Origin of the sequence: Methylobacter marinus A45, assembly GCF_000383855.1 — a bacterium.
Lineage (GTDB): Bacteria > Pseudomonadota > Gammaproteobacteria > Methylococcales > Methylomonadaceae > Methylobacter > Methylobacter marinus.
Genome location: NZ_KB912877.1, coordinates 4,066,686 through 4,086,964, shown reverse-complemented (window position 1 = coordinate 4,086,964; position 20,279 = coordinate 4,066,686). Strand labels below are relative to the sequence as shown.

14 protein-coding genes are annotated in these 20,279 nt (G+C 53.8%); 6 read left to right on the top strand and 8 right to left on the bottom strand.

Features of this window, described 5'->3' with window-relative positions:
• Window positions 1-316: 316 nt before the first annotated feature.
• From METMA_RS0119215 to METMA_RS0119195, 5 genes are all read right to left on the bottom strand, one after another.
• Window positions 317-820, bottom strand: coding sequence for a TadE/TadG family type IV pilus assembly protein (locus tag METMA_RS0119215; protein WP_020160738.1), 504 nt, complete (start codon window positions 818-820; stop codon window positions 317-319).
• 204 nt (window positions 821-1,024) lie between these two features.
• Window positions 1,025-1,561: a prepilin peptidase gene (locus METMA_RS0119210; RefSeq protein ID WP_020160737.1), complete on the bottom strand. Its 537-nt coding sequence runs from the start codon at window positions 1,559-1,561 to the stop codon at window positions 1,025-1,027.
• A gap of 34 nt (window positions 1,562-1,595) precedes the next feature.
• Complete coding sequence (locus tag METMA_RS0119205) at window positions 1,596-1,811, bottom strand: Flp family type IVb pilin (RefSeq protein ID WP_232216391.1); 216 nt, start codon at window positions 1,809-1,811, stop codon at window positions 1,596-1,598.
• A gap of 347 nt (window positions 1,812-2,158) precedes the next feature.
• On the bottom strand, window positions 2,159-3,052 hold the full coding sequence (locus METMA_RS0119200) for a hypothetical protein (RefSeq protein ID WP_020160735.1): 894 nt from the start codon (window positions 3,050-3,052) through the stop codon (window positions 2,159-2,161).
• Between the two features lie 225 nt (window positions 3,053-3,277).
• Window positions 3,278-4,249 carry a PDC sensor domain-containing protein gene (locus METMA_RS0119195; protein WP_027147466.1) on the bottom strand — a complete coding sequence of 324 codons (972 nt, stop codon included), beginning with the start codon at window positions 4,247-4,249 and terminating at the stop codon, window positions 3,278-3,280.
• A gap of 538 nt (window positions 4,250-4,787) precedes the next feature.
• On the opposite strand from METMA_RS0119195, the gene METMA_RS0119190 reads away from it, so the two are divergent.
• From METMA_RS0119190 to METMA_RS0119175, 4 genes are all read left to right on the top strand, one after another.
• Window positions 4,788-6,170: a CmpA/NrtA family ABC transporter substrate-binding protein gene (locus METMA_RS0119190; protein ID WP_027147465.1), complete on the top strand. Its 1,383-nt coding sequence runs from the start codon at window positions 4,788-4,790 to the stop codon at window positions 6,168-6,170.
• A gap of 142 nt (window positions 6,171-6,312) precedes the next feature.
• A complete protein-coding gene (locus METMA_RS0119185; protein ID WP_020160732.1) occupies window positions 6,313-7,329 on the top strand; it encodes an ABC transporter permease in 1,017 nt (338 codons plus the stop codon).
• A 13-nt stretch (window positions 7,330-7,342) separates the two neighbouring features.
• Window positions 7,343-9,094, top strand: coding sequence for an ABC transporter ATP-binding protein (locus METMA_RS0119180; protein ID WP_020160731.1), 1,752 nt, complete (start codon window positions 7,343-7,345; stop codon window positions 9,092-9,094).
• Between the two features lie 17 nt (window positions 9,095-9,111).
• Complete coding sequence (locus METMA_RS0119175; protein WP_020160730.1) at window positions 9,112-10,365, top strand: alginate export family protein; 1,254 nt, start codon at window positions 9,112-9,114, stop codon at window positions 10,363-10,365.
• A 131-nt stretch (window positions 10,366-10,496) separates the two neighbouring features.
• On the opposite strand, the gene METMA_RS0119170 is transcribed toward METMA_RS0119175, so the two are convergent.
• Together METMA_RS0119170 and METMA_RS25150 are read right to left on the bottom strand one after the other, a co-directional pair.
• Complete coding sequence (locus METMA_RS0119170; protein ID WP_020160729.1) at window positions 10,497-13,583, bottom strand: transglycosylase domain-containing protein; 3,087 nt, start codon at window positions 13,581-13,583, stop codon at window positions 10,497-10,499.
• A gap of 709 nt (window positions 13,584-14,292) precedes the next feature.
• A complete protein-coding gene (locus METMA_RS25150) occupies window positions 14,293-14,475 on the bottom strand; it encodes a hypothetical protein (RefSeq protein ID WP_036298528.1) in 183 nt (60 codons plus the stop codon).
• Between the two features lie 20 nt (window positions 14,476-14,495).
• On the opposite strand from METMA_RS25150, the gene METMA_RS27195 reads away from it, so the two are divergent.
• Both METMA_RS27195 and METMA_RS0119155 read left to right on the top strand, forming a co-directional pair.
• Complete coding sequence (locus METMA_RS27195; RefSeq protein WP_156830563.1) at window positions 14,496-14,708, top strand: hypothetical protein; 213 nt, start codon at window positions 14,496-14,498, stop codon at window positions 14,706-14,708.
• Between the two features lie 114 nt (window positions 14,709-14,822).
• Window positions 14,823-16,970 carry an FAD-dependent oxidoreductase gene (locus METMA_RS0119155; RefSeq protein ID WP_020160726.1) on the top strand — a complete coding sequence of 716 codons (2,148 nt, stop codon included), beginning with the start codon at window positions 14,823-14,825 and terminating at the stop codon, window positions 16,968-16,970.
• On the opposite strand, the gene cas9 is transcribed toward METMA_RS0119155, so the two are convergent.
• Window positions 16,967-19,885: a type II CRISPR RNA-guided endonuclease Cas9 gene (gene cas9, locus METMA_RS0119150; RefSeq protein ID WP_020160725.1), complete on the bottom strand. Its 2,919-nt coding sequence runs from the start codon at window positions 19,883-19,885 to the stop codon at window positions 16,967-16,969. The two genes, METMA_RS0119155 and cas9, sit on opposite strands and share 4 nt — an antisense overlap.
• Between the last annotated feature and the right edge of the window lie 394 nt (window positions 19,886-20,279).

Here is a 20,279-nt window from a genome sequence, read left to right as displayed (position 1 = left end):
GTCCTTGTTCTCTCACCGACTCGGAAGTGATTATTCCATGTTGCGCCCTGTTTCGGCTGCACAACGGGTTATCGGAGAACCGCTGGCCAAAGGCGAACCGCTGGGCAAGGGCGAACACACAGGTTCGCCCCTACGTGTTGCGGTATCTAGGCATCGATCCGTAGGAATTGCCAGATTAAAACGCCTGGGAATCAAGGAAAATGAGCATGGAATAAATCAGAAAATTGCAGGTGCGAATTTATTTATGCCCTATGGGTACTTATGCCCATGGGATATTGGCGCGGACCTTAAGCCGCGCCCTGCTCGAGTCCAAGGTTTATAATTGTACGACAGCGCGGGCAATGAGGTCTGGGGGCAGCTTCGGCACATCGCCCACCAGGGGGAATTTCAAAATCGGTATCAGCGGATTCGTCGTGTATCCAGGGAACTGGACGGTCACGGTCAGCATGCCGGCGCTTGGCTGGTCGAATTGCACCAGCACTTTTGCATTCCCTTCACCCAGCACGGCATTATGGGCGGCCGGGGGCAGCCAATCCAGCAATTCGCCCACAACCGTGCGCACCCTGCCTGCCACGGCGCCTTCATAATCAGCCGTGTCAGGATTAACCGCCACCGCCGCTCTTGCTCCCGATGACGCCGCATGGTGAAACGCCTGCATCATCAAAAGCGGCATCGAATAACTGACGATGGCGTAGAACAACGTGAAAAAAATGACGAACAAAAGCGCGGCCTCTATGGCCGCCGCCCCGCTTTGTTTGCGTAAGCCGCGCGATAATCGGCGGCGCGCGCCGAATGAAGACTGTGTAAGGTTATTTGCCATGCTTTTAACCTTGAAGATGAAAAATAAATTTCACAGGACTTACGCAAGCCTGTGGGGGCGATTTCAGTCGCCCATTCAGATAAAAGGCGACTGCCAACAGTAGGCGCTTTAGGCGAAGTCGCCCCACAGGTTTTAAACCCGCTTGTTTCGGCGGATGAACAGGCAAACTGCGTAGTAAACCCTATTTCATTGCTATCACTCAAGCTAGCCGGATAAAAGCGGAGCGTTAACACTGATTAGCACCAACGCAACGACAAAACCGATGGCGAGTCCCAGTCCGAAAGGCAGTATCCTGCCCTTCGATTCCGATATCGCCGGCGCATCAATGCCGATTCGCGCCAGTTGCGGAGCCAACACCGGCTGCCAGCGATACGCCATCAGCCAGATGACCGCCGTGCCGCCCACCAAAAGGCCGGCAGTGGCATACGCGGTCAGCATCGCTTCCATGCCGCCCGCCAGCCCCATGGCGGCGAGCAATTTTACATCCCCCGCCCCCAGGCGCCTCAACGCATAGCCGGGCACCGTTAAAACCAGCGCCAACGCCCAGGCGGCGAAACACGAGGATGGCGATGCGCCCAGCCAGCCTTGGCCGCTCACCGCGAGCATCGCCAGTGCACCGGCGTGAGCGCCCAGTGACAGAATATTGGGAATGCGGCGGACCGCCAGGTCATAACCGCCGCAGGCAGCGGCCCAGCCTCCCAGGGCCCAATATTGGATCGGGACGGTCGTCAGGATATCCATTTCATGCGTCCGTTAAATTCCGGGCGAATTTGGATCAACCACTTCCTGTTGGTGTTCCTGTCAACGCGTCCGAAATTTGTTGAAAAATACCCGTGATTGCAGTATTGATCGTCGGCACGAAAGCAACCAGAGCAATCGCAACCATCGCGGCAACCAATGCATACTCAATGCCGCTCGCGCCTTCCTCATCCCTTATAAACGCGGATAACCATTTCTTCATTTTGCTACCTTCCATCTTCTTATTATTCATATTATTTATGCTCCTTAGGGTAAACAATCTCATTACCCGATAAATCATTATGTTAGCGCCCACGCATCTTTGTGCGCCGCCGCTCAGGAATGTGATCCATTTCCCGGGCAAGTCAACACTAACAACACGTTACAGGTGTGTCAATCTCTTTTCCGACGCCTGATAAAAGCCCTGGTTTTAATTGATTTATGAACTAAACTTAAAGGTTTTTCGCAAGTTTTTGCAGAGCGGATTTTTCTGAAGTTCAACAAATCGGGTCAGCCATGGCATAACCCGACGATCGAAGCCGCAAATACCCGCGGGCTGCAAGTCAATCCGACCCTACAGCCCTGATGTGAACGGCAACGCTATTTATCGAACAGCCCCTTAAGCCATGGCCAGCCATGCTGCAGCCATTTATCCTTCAGAATAGCCATCCCGCGTTTGAAAGCGCAGTAGGCTTTATTCACCCCGCTTTCCTCGCCTCCGCAAGCCAGGCTTTCCAGCCACGCCTGCACTTTCATGCCCGGACCTTCGATAAACACCGGTCTGAACAGCCACATTTCCAGGATGGATGTGACCCACATAAACGCGAATGAAACGCCCATGCCGGTACCGGCCAGAATGACCAGCCAGGCGAACATCGGATGGATTTTGGTCAGCCACCAGGACAGAATGTCGGCCAGCAGGAACGCGTAAGGCATGCCGATAGCGACGGATTTATAAGGCGTGGGAGTGGTTTCGGAAAAGGCGAAGATCAGCCCGACGAACATGAAAATAAAGCTGATGCCGAATAAATGGATATGGGAAACCCGCGTCAGCGAGCTGAAGGTCGCGCCTTCGTCCTGCGTGGTCAAGGCTTTCAGCTGCTCGAAATCGGAGAAATTCGGAATACCCGAGGCGCCTTCGTTATGGCACAGAACGCAACGCGTCTCGATGATGTTGGCGACGCCGGACGGCTTATAGTCGTTGATCTGCGCGCCGTCCCGGACCCACTGTATGATCTGGAAGCGCTCCGCCTCGGGCGCCATCTCCTTCATCGAGCCGTTCAGTTTCGTTTCCACCACCGTGCCCGAGCGGTTGCCGTAGTAACTGTAGACGATATCATCGATGGACAGGCCGAATTTACCGTCGGCCATGCCGTGCGTAAACAGAATCTGGATCAATGCAACAACATAACCGATACCTACTGTGCAGAGGTAACCTGTAAACAATACCTTGACGGGTGTATCGTGGTCTTTTAAAGGTGTGTATTTAATCATGTCAGTCCTTTACGGGTTAGTTTGAAAGAGAGACGGATTCAACCTGAAACCGATAAATGTCCGGGGCCGGTCAGGTCCTTGATTCCAATGTTTATTGTGGCTAGCCATCTTATACCGCGTTTATGCCGCCATTATTTCAAAACTTGTTGTTTGAGAGAAAAATTTCTTTGTTCGTTCCGCGGCGTCCGTTACCGACTCAAGCACAGTTTGAACAGTATGGCACAATCAGGCTTTTTTCTTAAATTGACCGCGATGGCTCAGCAGTATGCCTTCCGCCTTGCTGCCCAGATACACATAAACGCCCAGCGACAGCAACAGCAGCGCCGCGGCGATAATAATCCAGACGGCCTCGATAATGTGCTCGCCGCCGCCCTTCAACGCGAACTTGAATATCATCAGCAGGGCTTCGATCGATACGGCGATGATGATAGCCGCGATGAAGCGCGTGATGGTGCGCCGGGTCGAGCTGTGCCGGAGGATATCCTTGTATAACAGCACCTCTTCTTCCAGCGTCGTCTTGCCCAGATCGAATATGGCCAATGCCAGGGTCAGATAAATGACAATGCCGAACGGTATCTCGATCATCGTCCGGGGATCAATGATCGAACTCAGTACTTTTACGCATTCGACGCCGGCCGCGTACAGCAGCACCAGGGCGACCGTGAACAAGCCGAGCACGATCAGGCTGTATATGATTTTAAAATAAGGCTCGAAATGAACGCGTTTGCTGTCGCCCGTCAGAAATGCCAGCGTCGATCCCAGGTCAATGTCCATCACAATAAAGCCTCTTACCGAGCCGTCCTGGTTAAAAACCTTCATGCTGGTGGACAGGCATAATTCCTGTCTGACACTGGACAAATAGGGCTCGGTCACAACCACATTGTCTGTTTTCGACGCCAGCAGGTAATACGGCCGTTTGCTGCGGTCGGTTCCCAGGCCGGTTTTGGGATGGTGCTTAAAATAGCTGCCCGGCACATTCATGCAGACCTGCCGGCCGTCGGCGTCAAGCAGGTACAGCAGACTGAGAAACGGATAATAAGCGCATAAAGAGTTAAGCCGTTCGGTCAGTTCCTCCTGGCTTTGCTCGAACATTTTTTCATCGGCAAAGCAGCTCAAAATGGAAGAAAGCAGATTATGAATGGCTAATCGATGTTCTTCATATTTATCGATTACATTGATATGGCTCATTTTAGACATGAATAAAACTCTCCCTAAATTGATTTTATAAGGCAGGTTTCATGCCGTTTCGCCCGTTTTCTCATGACCTTGCCGATTAATGGTTCGGGATGATGAGAAAGCGCGGGGTGGATTGATTAATACGCCATGTTCGCGCGAACATACCGGGACTACCCGCCCGATACCTGGCGTTCACGCCGAAACCTCCGGCACTCAATGAATTAAAAAATCCCAATTGGTGCAATTATCAAAACGGCCGCACAAAAATAATGCGCTGCCCCGCCCTGTTAATGCTACCGGCGTTGCCAAAACTGAAACAATAGTTAAAACCATTCCCTTAAGGCCTTGTTCTGGTTAAACATAATTTGTTTTGTACCGGTTTTTTACAACTATGGCACAAGGCTTGCGTTATACGAAACAAAGGCTCCAACGGCGGAGCGCTGACAATTTTGGCTCAACGGCGAGCCAGACCGGACAAAGGCGTCTTTCAGATCGAATGCAAACCCATTCGGTTTGCAGACGCCTTTTTTTTCGCAATTTTTTACTTAATGAGGTCCGCATGAGACAACCTGGAACAATAATTATAAGAAAATGGGCGGCGGCAATGATCGCCCTGGCCTTCGCATCCGGCGCCGGTGCAGTTGAAAATCTGGAAAAAGAAAATCTCAAATTCGGCTTCATCAAGTTGACGGATATGGCCCCTTTGGCGGTTGCTTATGAAAAGGGATTCTTCGAAGACGAAGGACTGTATGTGCAAATCGAAGCCCAGGCAAACTGGAAAGTCCTGTTAGACCGCGTCATCAGCGGCGAACTGGACGGCGCCCACATGCTGGCCGGCCAGCCTTTGGGGGCCACCATCGGTTTCGGCACGAAGGCCGATGTCATTACCGCCTTCAGCATGGACTTAAACGGCAACGCCATTACCGTATCGAATGCTGTCTGGAATCAAATGAAACCCCATGTGCCGATGCAAGACGGCAAACCGATGCATCCGATTAAAGCGGATGCACTAAAACCGGTCATCGACAAGTATAAAGCCGAAGGCAAGCCTTTTAATATGGGCATGGTGTTCCCGGTTTCCACGCATAACTATGAATTGCGTTACTGGCTGGCGGCCGGCGGCATCAAGCCCGGCTATTATGCGCCCCCTCAGGAAAATTCCGGACAAATTAACGCAGACGCACTGCTATCGGTAACGCCGCCGCCGCAAATGCCGGCGACCATGGAAGCAGGCACTATTTCCGGCTACTGCGTGGGCGAACCGTGGAACCAGCAAGCCGTATTCAAAGGCATAGGCATCCCTGTCGTCACCGATTATGAAATCTGGAAAAACAACCCCGAAAAAGTCTTCGGCGTCAGCAAGGCATGGGCCGACAAAAACCCCAATACCCATATCGCGGTCGTTAAGGCCCTGATCCGCGCCGCCATGTGGCTGGATGAAGACAACAACAAAAACCGCAAGGAAGCCGTTGAAATGCTGTCGCAAACACAATATGTCGGCGCCGACTTCGATGTGATCGCCAACAGCATGACCGGTACATTCGAGTACGAAAAAGGCGATAAACGGCCATTACCGGATTTCAATGTCTTCTTCCGCAACCATGCCACTTATCCTTATTACAGCGATGCCATCTGGTACCTGACCCAAATGCGCCGTTGGGGACAGATCAACGAATACAAACCGGACGACTGGTTCATGGAAATCGCTAAAAAAGTCTATCGCCCCGATATCTATAAAGCCGCGGCCAAGGAATTGATAGCCGAAGGCAAAGCCACCGCCAGCGATTTCCCCGCCGACACTGAAACCGGCATCAAACCGCCCCAGGCCGACTTTATCGACGGCATTGTTTACGAGGGCGGCAAACCCAATGAATACCTGGCCAAATTTGCTATCGGCCTTAAAGGCAAGCAAAAAGTCGTAGGCGGCCAAATAGTCGACTAAACAGTTCAGCAACTCGGTCATGAGCCTCTCCTGGATAGACATGGGACGTTAATTTGGTGCAGGGACGCGCCTTTTTTTAACTGCCGCCGACAGGCAGCGGACGCCATGCGAGAGCCCCTATCCCTTCTGATAAAGGTGTCCTATGCATAATAAACTGATCAATTTTTTTAACATTACCGGCCTGACCTGGTTCGTACCGGTCATTAAAATGGCGGCCGGCGAAAATCCCGCGCGGCAAGCCCGTGAATTATGGCTGATCATGGGCGTTCCGATTATCGCGTTTACGCTGTTCCTGGGGCTCTGGAGTTTTTCGGCATCCAAGGTCAATACCAGCCTGGGGGCCATTCCCGGCCCTGTTGCGGTATGGCGGGAAATTGGCGGACTGGTGGAAGCCCATTATGCGGAACGTCAGAAAGAAACCGCCTTTTATCAGCGCCAGCAGGCGCGCAATGAGAAACTGCTGGCCGAGAATCCTGATGCGCGCGTCAAGGAACGGATTTATACCGGCAAGCCCACTTACCTGGACCAGATCATCACCAGCCTCTACACCGTTTTCGCGGGCTTCGTGATTGCCACAATTGTTGCCATACCGCTCGGCATTTTATGCGGCATGAGCCCGCTCTTTAACACCGCGCTGAATCCGCTCATCCAGATCTTCAAGCCGGTGTCGCCGCTGGCCTGGCTGCCTATCGTAACCTTGATCGTCAGCTCCGTTTACGTCACGACGGACGATTCCTGGTTTGAAAAATCATTTTTGACCTCGGCGATCACGGTCACGCTGTGCTCGTTATGGCCTACGCTGATCAACACGGCGGTCGGCGTCTCGTCCGTCGACAAGGATCTGGTCAACGTCGGCAAAGTCCTGCGCCTGGATTGGTCCACGCAGGTCAGAAAAATCATTCTGCCGTCCGCCCTGCCCTATATTTTCACCGGCATGCGCCTGTCACTGGGCGTGGGCTGGATGGTATTGATCGCCGCGGAAATGCTGGCGCAAAACCCAGGACTTGGAAAATTCGTCTGGGATGAGTTTCAGAACGGCAGTTCCAATTCACTGGGCCGCATCATGGTGGCTGTTTTTACGATCGGCCTTATCGGTTTCATGCTTGATCGCATCATGCAGGCATTCCAGCAAGCATTTTCTTTCGGCAAGACACTTTAACCGGGAGCCTGACATGTCCGCTATCAAACTCAATATTATTGCCGAAGCCGACGCCATCCGGCCGCCCGCGCCGTCCAATGACGCACGCGCGCCGCTGATGGAACTGAAACAGGTCAGTAAATCCTACGGTACGGGCAAGGATAAAATCTCTGTCCTGAAAGACATCAACCTCGATATCAAAGCCGGTGAATTTATCGCCATCGTCGGTTTTTCCGGCAGCGGCAAGACCACGCTCGTATCGATGATAGCCGGCTTAATCGAAGCCGACAGCGGCGATGTATTGAAGCATGGCCGCCCCGTCACGGCGCCGGGACCGGACCGTGGCGTCGTGTTTCAAAACTATTCGCTGATGCCGTGGCTGACGGTGTTCGAGAACGTGGCTCTGGCGGTCGATCAGATTTTTAAAGACTGGTCGTTGGAACAACGCCGCGCCCATGCCGAAAAATACGTGCGCATGGTCAATCTGGGCGCCGCCATGGATAAAAAACCGGCTGAACTGTCGGGCGGCATGCGCCAGCGCGTCAATGTCGCCAGGGCCCTGGCCGCCAATCCCGACATTCTGTTACTGGATGAACCGCTCAGCGCCCTTGATGCATTGACGCGCGGAAACCTGCAGGATGAAATCCTGCAAATCTGGGGGCAAGACAAGAAAACCGTAATCCTGATCACCAATGATGTCGATGAGGCCATTTACATGGCTGATCGCGTTATCCCGCTTACCCCGGGCCCTGGCGCCACGTTCGGCCCGGACTTCATTATCGACATCGAACGTCCGAGAGACCGGACGGCCTTAAACCATAACGAGCAATTCAAAAAACTGCGCGCCGAAATCACGCAATATCTGATGGGCATCGGCATCGATAAGAAGCAGGCCGCAAGCTGCGACAACATCACGCTGCCTGATGTGCGGCCCAATACCAGCCATGACTGGAACAGGGACAACCCGGCCTTGAAACCCGGCCTCAATGATTTGGGCAGGCCGCGCTATCTGGAGTTTTCGCGGCTGTCGAAAATTTACCCGACACCCGACGGCAACAGTCGCGTTAAAGTCGTGGACGGTTTCGATCTGAAAGTCAAAAAAGGCGAATTCATCTCGATTATCGGCCATTCGGGCTGCGGCAAGTCGACCGTTTTATCGATGACGGCCGGTCTGAACAGCATCTCCGAAGGCGGCATCATCCTCGATAATAAAGAGATAGACAGCGCCGGACCGGACCGCGGCGTGGTCTTTCAGTCGCCCAGCCTGTTCCCGTGGCTGAGCGCTTTTGAAAATGTCTCATTGGGCGTCGATAAAGTCTATCCGCACGCCTCACGCTCAGAACGCAACGATATCGTCGAGTACTATTTGACCCGCGTCGGCCTGGCCGATTCGCTTTATAAAAAAGCCACCGACCTGTCCAACGGCATGCGCCAGCGTGTCGGCATCGCGCGCGCCTTTGCCCTGTCACCCAAATTGCTATTGCTGGATGAACCGTTCGGCATGCTGGACTCCTTGACGCGGTGGGAACTGCAGGAAGTGCTGATGGAAGTCTGGGAACGGACACAGGTAACAGCGATCGTGGTCACGCATGATGTTGATGAAGCCATCCTGCTGGCCGACCGCGTGGTGATGATGACCAATGGACCGCATGCCAGAATCGGCAAGATTCAAGACATTAACCTGCCCCGGCCGCGCTCCCGTAAAGCCCTCCTCGAACATGCCAATTACTACCGATACCGGGAAAGCATCCTGACCTTTCTGACCGACTGCGATCACACACACTAATAAAATAAGAGGAACTTATGAGACAAAACATACCCTTCGGTTACGCCTCGGCCGCACTGTTGGCATTATCGGCGATTGCCGGCCCGGCTTCGGCCGCCAGCCTGAACGAGTCGATCGAAAATGCGCTGAACTTTTATCAGGACGGCAAAAAAGGTTCAGTCAAGTTTGACCTGAACTACCGTTATGAAAACGTCAACCAGGACAAAGGCCCCGGCAACCCGAAAACCGCCAATGCCAATACGGTGCGCCTGCGCCTGGGACTGCTGTCGCCGGTCTTTCATGGCCTGCAAGGCTATGTCGAATACGAAGGCAACTATGTCCTGCAAAGCGATTACAACAATGGATTGGGCAACAAGCCGGATTTCTCGACTGTTGCCGATCCCGATGAAAACGAGCTGAATCAGCTCTGGATCAGTTATGCCGGCATTCCCGACACGCTGATCAAAGGCGGCCGGCAACGCATCAAGCTCGATGACGACCGTTTTATCGGCAACGTCGGCTGGCGGCAGCTGGAAACGACGTTCGACTCGGTGCTGATCACGTATAACAGTTCGCTGCTATCCGGCCTGACCGTCAACGCCGGCTATATCGGCAACGTCAACACGTTCTTGGGCACGACCGAGAACATCAATGCCCCTATCCTGAATATCAACTACAAAGTCGGCGATTACGGCAATCTGATCGGCTACGGCTACTGGCTGGATTACACGGAACGGGAAAATTACGCCAAATCAAACCAGACTTACGGTCTGCGTTTCAACGGCAAGACGGCCATTAACGACAAGCTGAGCGCGCTCTATACCGCCGAATGGAGTTTTCAAAAAGATTACCAGCACAGCCCGACCGATTACGAAGCCCATCGCTTCAATCTGATGGGCGGCCTGAGCGCGTTCAATATGATTACTGTTCAGGGCGCCATGGAACAAATGAATGGCCTGGGCGCCAATAAACGCTTTCTTACGCCGCTGGGAACCAATCATGCCTTCCAGGGCTGGGCGGATCAGTTTCTGGTGACGCCCAATGACGGTATTCGCGATGTGTTCGGCACCCTGAGCGCTTCCCTGGACAACGGCAGCCTGACCCTGAGCGGCGTATTCCATGATTTTAGCGACGACACCGGCCGGATTCATTACGGCAAGGAATGGGATTTCCTGGCGCTCAAGAAATTCGGCAAGCATTATGCGCTATTGGCCAAGTATGCTTATTACGATGCCGACCAGTTTTCAACGGATACCCAGAAAATCTGGCTGCAGGGGAATATCAGTTTTTAACGTGAGTACCGTGATTTAAGGATTTGGCTAAAAATCACTTCCTTAACAGTGCCGGCATCGCTCCCACGGAAACGGCTTTCCTTCGCGGGCGGGCATTACAAGCGGGCAGACAAACCCGCCCGCATATTTTTTCAATGACGACTATGGCTGGCCGGAACCGCCATATTGTGCTTATCGATCATGGCTATTTTAGGTACCGGCAAATTGCCCGGTTCATTGGGCGCCCGGTTCAGCAAAGGCGAAAGCGTGGGTTCCAGAAACTTGACTATCTGTACCGGCAATGAACTGGTGAAATGGTATTGTTCGGCTTCAGGCCCTTCCACATAAGCGGTGATAACGCCAAAGAACCGGTCGCCGAGAAAAAAAGCAAACGTGGCGGCACGACTGATGAATATCGATTCGATCAGGCGGCCTTTCTCTCCCCAGACCTGACGGCGATGATCGCCGGTGCCGGTTTTACCGCCTACCGCCAGTGCCTTGCCGTCCAAATCGGTATACGTGCCTCTAAGCCGCGTGGCGGTCCCGCCTTCGACGACGCCGATCAGCGCGCCGCGAGCCACACGGGCGACTTCCGCCGGCATCACACGCTGGCCTTGAGAAACCGATCTGTTCAGCAACGTTTCATACGGTGTCGCCTCGGCATAATGCAAGCTCTCAAACCGGACCAGCGGCTGTCTGACGCCGTCATTCAGCAAAATCCCCATCAGTTCCGCCAAAGCCGCGGGCCGGTCGCCGGAGGCGCCGATCGATGTCGCGTAAGAAGGCGTCAAGTAACGGAACGGATAACCGACGCGTGCCCAGGCATTATGGATCTCTTTAAATGCCTCGGCTTCCAGCAAGGTCATGATCCGCCGTTGCCGGGCCTGCTTTCTCTTGCTTTTAAACAGCCACCGATAAACGGCCTGCCGTTGCTCGACACTGGCGGCGATAACCTCTTCGCGCGTGGCATCAGGATGCCTGGCCAGATAGCCGACCAACCACAGTTCGAGCGGGTGAATCTTGGTGATATAGCCCTGATCCTGCAAGTCGAATTTCGCCGTTGAGTATTTCTGGTGCAAGCGTCCTATGTCTTCCTTCGCCAGAACCGCCGATGGCAGATTCGCTTTCAGATACGCGTTGAGATCATACTCGTCACGATCCGGATAAATGGCCTGATACAGCATGGTCAGCCGCGATGCTTTGGCCTTGACCCGCTGGGTCAGTAAAGCCAGCGCCTGTTCCTCGCTTTTGCCTTTATATTTGGCATAAAAGCGGCGCAGATAAACCTGCCCTTCACGGTCCGCGAATCGCTGCAGATAAAGTTGGTGACGCGGATCGTCTTCATTTTCAAGCCAGCGGGCAACGCCGTCCGGCCTGTAGAGATGATGATAAACCACATCGCGCATCAGACGGATGAAGACCAGATTCACGGAATCGCGCAAGGCATGGCGCACCGACATGATTTTTTTGTTTTCATCACGGGTGAAATTCTCGAAATGATGAATGCCGCCGCCGGTATAGAAATTTTCGTAAGGGCTGGCGGAATAGCGCCGGTCCAGGGCCAGATTCAGCAACTCCTCCAGGTTTATGCCCGGCCGCGCCCGAAACTGTTCGATGACCCAGGCCGATAAATAATCGCGCGGATGCAGTTCGAGCTTGGCCAGTTCCTGGGCCGGTCGGCCTTTATACTCCTGGTACAGGTCGCTGATCAGTTCCAGATAATGCACCATTGTCCGCAGCTTGGCGGTCGAACCCAGATCCAGGCGAATGCCTTCATTAATATCCAGAGGCTGATCGTAATTATCGGTTTGGACGCGCAGCAGATTGCCCGTTTTGCTGCGTTCGAACAGCATCAAGCTGTAAATGACGGGGGATAAATCCTGATTTTCACCCAATAGCCGAAAACCTACCGCGCCGGCGGCACGGGCCGTAGCCGGATCGCTCAGGCGCCGTAGGGCTTTCGAGACCGCCTGTTGCGTCTGGTAGTCAATCGTGGTCGTGACGGTTAAATCCTGGCGGTCGAGATCGTAAATGGACCTGACGCCGGTCGCCCTGGCCAGACGCGTTCTCAGCACCGACTGGGTCTTTTTCTCCGCCATGAATTTGGCGAAAGATATATTCGACCGTTTAGCGCGGCTAGCGGGCGCGGCTAAAGCCTCATCACGCAACGATGCCGAAATAATGCCCTGGCTCGCCATCAGCCGCAGGTATTTGTCGGTCAGCGCCTGCAATGTCTCAAAACCGGAGCCCAAAAGATAGGACGGCCGGCGTTGCGACAACAGAATACTGAGGACCTGCCGGAAGGCTTGCCCTTGCTCCTGGCTGATATGTTCCGAATTAAGTGCGTCCCGGCTGAGCAGTCGGTTGACCTCGTTGAAGTCGGCGCCGAACCAGGCGGTCAGGCCATCGCCCAGGCCATGGATCTCTCCCAATCCCGGCGTGGCGGCCAGCGGCATGGAATTCAGGTAGGACAGCGCGATTTCCCGGCGCATTTCGCGCGTATCGGGCCCCAGCAGATAGGCGCGTACCGATGCGCTCCCCATCTGGCGGAACTTATCCAGCAACGATTTCGTATAGCCATCGGGCGAATGGCGGTATTTTTCCAATTGCGTGGCCAATGTACTGCCGCCCGGCACATTGATGTCGGCGCCCAGTTTTTTCGCCATCAGCTGCAGCCCGGCGAATCCCAGGCGATCCCATTCGACGGCGGGATTGACTGTCGTCTTCGTGTCGTCCAGTAATTCCCGGTTTTCGATAAAGAGCAGCGTGTTCAGCACCAGCGGCGGAATCGATTCGAAATTCGGATAGCCGTGGGCCGGATAAACCGCTCTGAACAGGACTTGATTGGACTGGTCAACGATACGGAGCCCGGCCTGGGTTTTCTCGCGATAAATGGGGAATAAACCGTAATCGACCAGCTGCGTCAGCATGGGCGAAGACGTGGCCTGGGCGGAAATGCTGAAACCGTGTTTTTCCGCGCGCTGGATCATGTCCGGCAACGTCGCATAACCCAGCCTCAAGTCGTATGGACCGGAATCGGGATAACGGATCGATGAACTGGGGCCGGGCTCGAGCTTGAAACTCAGTTGTTTGCTGATCTCCGAAAGATATTGAGCTTGATATTTGGAGGTATTGACCTCTTCTTTTATAACATTTGCAAAAACGATAACGATTCCAGCCACGCCGGCCAGAACCACCAACACCAGAAACCGGTGAATTATCCGCCTATTCTTTTGCATCCCCTGTTATTTCCTTCAAAACATATTAAATGCAGGCTCTTTGCTGCGAGCCTGAGAAAGGAATAAAACCAGCATAAAGTTTTTACAATCGATATTATTGAGAGTCATTTTTGTTATTTTTTTTTTGATTCGGTTTTTTTTACTGACAAAGTCCAAGCCACAGCTGAAGAATATACTATTAATATTCCCGTGTTAATAAGTGAAGTTACGCAGTGCCAAATTTATTTTTGCTTCACATTTAATTATTAATGAAGGTTTGTCGGCAGCCCAATATAGCCCTTATTGTTCATATTTCAGAATATCCCGCCACCCGCCTCCAACCAGGAACAACCCGCAAAAAAATTCGCTCTCGGGCGCCTTACTTGCGGTAATTGAAAAGCCAAAAAACACCTTCCCGGACAAACTTCTCCCGGGTTGCCTACAAGGGATGCAGGCGGCCGACAATTTTCTTCTTAGGATGCGCTTCGCTGCACTCAGCGCATCCTATGTTTAAACAGGGAAATTATTTACAGCCTCGGTATGCATTACCAAGCAGGAGCGTGGTAACGAGTAAACAAGCCATTCACCGACCGGCAGGGCGCCAGAGGTATTCATAAATTCGGTAGGGTACGCATTTATGCCCTTTAGGGTATCGCGTACCTTTTGGGATGGCATTCACCGAAACCGCTGGAAAAGGTACGAGACTGTGAAAGTATTCAATTTAAAGGGTTTAACCACGAAGGACACGAAGAGCACGAAGTTTTAAGTATTTGATTAACTTAATTTTTTCTTCGTGTCCTTCGTGATCTTCGTGGTGAATAAGGCTTTTTATGACGTTTTTCACTAATTCTTTCACAGCCTCGTACGCAATGCGTACCCTACTGTATTTTTCAGGCAGGCTTTCGGTAGCCATTATCCCGCAGGAGTGTGGTAATGAGTAATACGCAATTCCCTGGTTCCCAAGGGCCTTCGTGTAAACCGGTACCGGAACACGGGCCTGCAAAAATGCAGGCGGTGGAATGGCATCTGGAACAGCAATCGAGCACGAAGAATGCATTGATGGATTTTACTTTTTCTTCGTGTTCCTTCGTGATGTTCGTGGTGAATAAGAATTTTCATACCGTTTTCATTAATAGTATCGATTGATAATTTGGCTTGACCTCGATATCCCCAGACAATAGGTTAAAAAATATAAAAATAATTGTAAGAAATAGATATTTAAGTAATCCAATCAGCATTGCATCCAAACGGAGTTAACTAATGGCTAAATCACACATCGTTTTGCTGATAATCATCGCCGCGCTGATAGGCGCCTTTTTCTATTCCGATCTGCCGCAGTTACTGACATTGGAAAACTTAAAGGCCAAACACCAGACCCTCCTGGCCTACCGCGATGCCCACCCTGTCAAGGCAACGGTCTTTTATGCGCTGCTCTATATTGCCACCACCGCCCTGTCCCTGCCCGGCGGCGCACTGTTGACCCTGGCGGGCGGCACATTGTTCGGCCTGCTGTGGGGAACGCTGATCGTATCGTTTGCATCCAGCATCGGCGCCACGCTGGCTTTTCTGGCCGCGCGTTTTCTGTTTCGGGACCTTGTCAAAGCCCGGTTCGCCGATCGCCTGAAGGCCGTGGATGAAGGCATGGCGCGCGACGGGGCCTATTACCTGTTTACCTTGAGGCTGGTGCCGCTTTTCCCGTTTTTCGTCATTAATCTGGTCATGGGATTGACCGCCATTACAACCCGCACCTTCTATTGGATCAGCCAACTGGGCATGTTGCCCGGAACACTGGTTTACATTAATGCCGGTATGCAACTGGCCAGGATCGATTCCGTGTCCGGCATTTTCTCGCCGGCCCTGATCGGCTCGTTTGCGCTGTTAGGCCTTTTTCCGCTCGTCACCCGGAAAATCGTATCGGCCATTCAAGCCAACAAAATTTACCAACAATGGCCCAAGCCTGAGAAATTCGACACTAACCTTGTGGTCATTGGCGCCGGATCGGCCGGACTGGTGTCCGCCTACATTGCCGCCGCGGTCAAGGCCGATGTGACGTTGATCGAAAAACACAAAATGGGCGGCGATTGCCTGAATACCGGCTGCGTGCCCTCGAAAGCCTTCATCCGTTCGGCGAAATTGTTGTCGCGGTTTCAGCATTCCGCCGAATACGGCATCAAGGCCATTAAAGCCGATTTTGACTTTGCCGGGATTATGGAGCGCGTGCAGCGCATCATTCAAACCGTGGCGCCGCATGATTCGGTCCAGCGCTATCGCGAGCTCGGCGTTAACGTTATTGAAGGCGCCGCCAGGATTACGTCGCCCTGGTCGGTTGAAGTGCGGACGGCAGCCGGCACGCGCACCCTGACCACGCGCGCCATCGTCATTGCCGCCGGTGCGCGTCCTTTTATACCGCCGATTCCCGGCCTGGACGGCATCGATTACCTGACTTCCGACACAGTCTGGAACTTGCGCGAGCAACCCCGGCGCCTGCTGGTGCTGGGCGGCGGTCCTATCGGCTGCGAGCTGGCGCAGGCTTTCGCCCGCTTCGGCACACAGGTCATTCTGGTCGAAAAAGCCGCGCGCCTGCTGACGCAGGAAGATAACGAGGTTTCAGAAATGATAAAGGCCAGGTTCAGTCAGGAGGGCATCGATGTGCGTCTGGAACATACCGCAACGCGATTCCTGATTGAAAACGGCGAGCACGTCCTGATCGCCGAGCACCGGGGCCAAGCGCTGCGCATTGTCTTTGACCGGCTGCTGCTGGCGATCGGCCGCGCGCCCAATACCGCCGGTTTCGGCCTCGAAGACATCGGTGTGGAACTGTCGCCCAGGCATACGGTGCGGGTCGATGAATTTCAGGCCACCAATTATCCGAATATTTTCGCCTGCGGCGATGTGGCGGGCCCTTACCAGTTTACCCATACGGCCGCGCACCAGGCCTGGCATGCGTCGGTCAATGCCCTGTTCGGCGACTTGAAAAAATTTCGTATCGACAACTCCGTGATCCCCTGGGCCACCTTTACCGACCCGGAAGTCGCCCACGTCGGCCTGAATGAGCAGGAAGCCAGGGAACAAGGCGTTGCTTACGAAGTCAGCCGGTATCAGTTCGAGGAACTGGACCGGGCCATTACCGACAGCGCGGCGCACGGCTTTGTCAAAGTCCTGACCCGGCCCGGCAGGGACAAGATTCTCGGCGTCACCATCGTCGGCCAGCACGCTGGTGACTTGATCGCGGAATTTGTGCTGGCTATGAAGCACGACATTGGCTTGAATAAAATCCTGGCCACTATTCATATTTACCCGACCATGGCGGAGGCCAACAAATATGCCGCCGGCGTCTGGAAACGCCAGCATCGGCCGGAAAGGCTATTGAAGTGGGTGGCGCGCTTTCATGCCTGGCGGCGAGGTTAACCGGTATCCCGGCCTGACGGTTTAACGTCGATAAGTTTGCCGATGGCGTTGATTTTATGCTTTTGCAGTCGCCATCGATTAAAGGATGCCGCGTTGATGCTGAAATCGATTTCCTCGGTTTTTCGGTCCGGGAGCGCCGTCGAATGCAGACACAACAGACACCGGTTGTCGCCGGCGTCCAGTTTCCGGACACGGTAAAAAATCCGCTGCCCCGCCTGCTCGACGCTGACCGTATCATTGACATGCAGCGCCATGACGAACTCAAACGGTTCGGAATGGTCTGTTTTAATCACAGGCGGCTTATGTTTGCCGGCGCCTTTGACGCGATGGCCCGCCTCCAGTCGGGTCACGAATTCGCCGGTATATTGGCCCGTGGTTTTATGCCTTAATATTTCCACATGATGAATATTGCCGCTGGCCGTGCCGGCTTCCGGTTGCCGGATCCGGCTCCGCTGAATCGGGATCTTGCCGTCTTTATGAGAAACCGTACCGCCCCCGGCAAATGCCGCGCCGGTTTCCTCAAATCCCTCGCCGCTCAATTTAAGCCGCGGCACATGCGCCACAATCATTTTGTCCAGCGCCCGCCGCAGATCCTCCCGTACTATCCGCCAGGCCGGATCGACCCGCAAGTCGTCGATATTCAATTCGGACTGTTTACCTTCAAGCTCACTGGCCGCTTCCGACAGCCTTGTTAAAAACCGCCGGTCGATACAGGCCGTGGCCAGCGCATCGATCGCATGCCGCCGATAATCGCCGCGGTCTGTGGCCGGCGTCTCACCGAGCAGACCGTTCAAATCCCATTGCCGCCGTAGCCATGCGGTCGCTCTTCCTGTGCTGACCGTGATGGCCGCATCCAATTGTTGTAAATAATCATGCACGACGCGGCTGATGCGGCGTGCGTCGTTGAGCTGGCTGCCGATAAAATCCGCTTTCCGCATCGTTGCCGCGTTCATGAAGAAGCGTTTTTGCTTCGATGCCAGAGACCTGTCCCATCGCTTCAGGTTTTGTTCGATTTGATGCCACTGCGCCTCATTGCCGCCGAATGCCTCAATCGGCGTTTTGCGGCCTTTGACACTCTTGTCCTTAACGAAACAGAGCGCTTTATTCATATACGAATCGTCCAGTGATTCGCTGTAAGGCAAGATATGGTCGATCTCAACTTCAGGTCCGAACAACGCCGACGGGGCGATGCGTTGGCCGGAATATGCACAGAGCCGCCGCTGATCCTGCCATAGCCGGTATTTTAGCTGATCGGTTTTGCCGGGGGCGTCGGTCAATGCCAGATGCGGATTCTGCCGTTTGACGCGCTGAAACATCAACACCGCTTTCTCATTCATCCTGTCCCTGGCTTTTTGCTGTCTGCCAAATGCGGCATAGCGTCTGCTGTTCATCTTCAATTCGCGCGCCATTTGCACCCTGATCGCATCGGGCTTGCCGTACTCGGCGATCAGGGCGTTGATCAGCCGCCTGAGTTCATGCAGCCCTTTTTGCAGGACGGGATTGGCGGTTTCCGGCGGCACGGCTAATTTATCCTTTTGGGCAACAGCCTGAACTTCAGGACCATACCCCGCGCTGACCCGCGCTTCTGTCACGCTTTGGCCTTGATAAAGAAACGGCAGCAGTTTATTGATGGCTTTACTGGAAAGCGGGCTGTAGCCCGGCTCAAGCGACAACTGACACAGCTTGACGACAGTCGCGGAATCAAGACCCCAATGCCCGAGCAAACGCTTCCTGAGCACGGATTTTTTGTTGATGGTCAGCAAGTCCTCGACCAGTGCCTGCTGTTTCCCGGTTCCCAGATTATCCCAGCCGCTGAAAACTTTCCTGATTTGCCAGGCGGTCACATTACCGTTCAGCTTCTTGATGTCGCGCTCCAGGTTAAATTCCCGGGAATTATCGAAGCCCAAGAGTTCTTTGATCCGTGCGAAGCTGATATCGGCTTCCGTCTCGCACAGCACGCTCAGCCTGCCTATCTGGCCGGCCGACAAGCGCTCTTCCGTTTCAGTGCGATGGTTTAAATACGTCAGGTTACTGATCGCCTGCATATAGCGAAAACGCTGGCTTTCCAGTCGGGCCAGGCCGGCCCGCCTGCGTTTGGGTTCCAGGGGACAACGGTTGATGCGATCAGCACACGGCTTAACGGGTCTTTGATAAAAAATAATGCGCTCCACCCGCGCTTTCACCGGTTCGGTTAACCGCTCGTGATGGCGCTGCTGTTGCCGCCAGATCAACCCCAACTCATCTTTATACATTTGCCGGTCCGTGCGCAGATGCTCGCCATTTTTGGCCCGGATGCGCTTGCAATCAGGGTGACCCCGGCTCGCCAGATATTCGCCCAGTGTCCGGCAGCCGGCCTCTTTTATAGCCGTTCTCAACGCATCAACCTCCTGTTTAAACGCCGCCTGTCCGCTGTCGCGTTCGCGCTGGTCCGCACCCTCCTCCGACTCGGCCAGAACAGCCAGCACATCGGGATCATCGATCATGGCGCCCGGCCAGGTTTCGCGGCTGCCTGAAAAGCCTCGGCACTGGACAAAATGCAGCAATACTCGTCCCAGTTCATGCGCGGATAATTTTTCATCCAGGGCTTTCGCACGCAACCGATAGGGGTCGCCGATCCGGTTCAGAATGATTTCCGGCTGGGGCGATGCCTGCAGTTCTTCCGGCAGCCAGTTCAGCTTTAACAAATAGTTGAGCATACGCTGTTTGCGTTTCGCCTTGCGCTGGAGAATGCGTCTGTTCAATTTGGCATCGCTGCGTTTCGGATTGCCGGGAGCCGGTGTTTTTTCTCCATCCGCCTCGTTAAAAACCCGGCAACCCAAATCAATTATCCGGTCGGGCCCGCCCTGGCTTTCCTCGAGCAATGCCCAGCCTATGGAATAGGTGCCTAGATCCAGCCCCAGAACTTTCTTGCTCATTATTGATCCTTGTGTATAATCCAGACCTGATGTAACCGACTAAGGCCTATCGTTAACTTTCCATACCAATGGAATTGTGTTGCGTAGGCATCGCTTCCAGGCGACCAGAGCCCTCGCAAAGTAAAACTTAAGGGGGCTTTTTTATGTCTGTCGGTTTTTATTTGTATTGTTTCAATCTCGCTTCATTCAGCCGTCAGCCTGCCGTTGATCATCCGTGCTCACATTGCCGACAGGACCAGCCGGCTTGATGATCGGGGGCAGGCTGACCGCGACGCACTGTTATTCGGTCGCTGCCGCGTGTTTCATAAAATTGATTGCGGCCTTTCCGGTTGAAGGCTCGATGGCGGCTTTATCCCGTGCGGGGAGTTTTTTCATTCGGATTATAATGACTCGT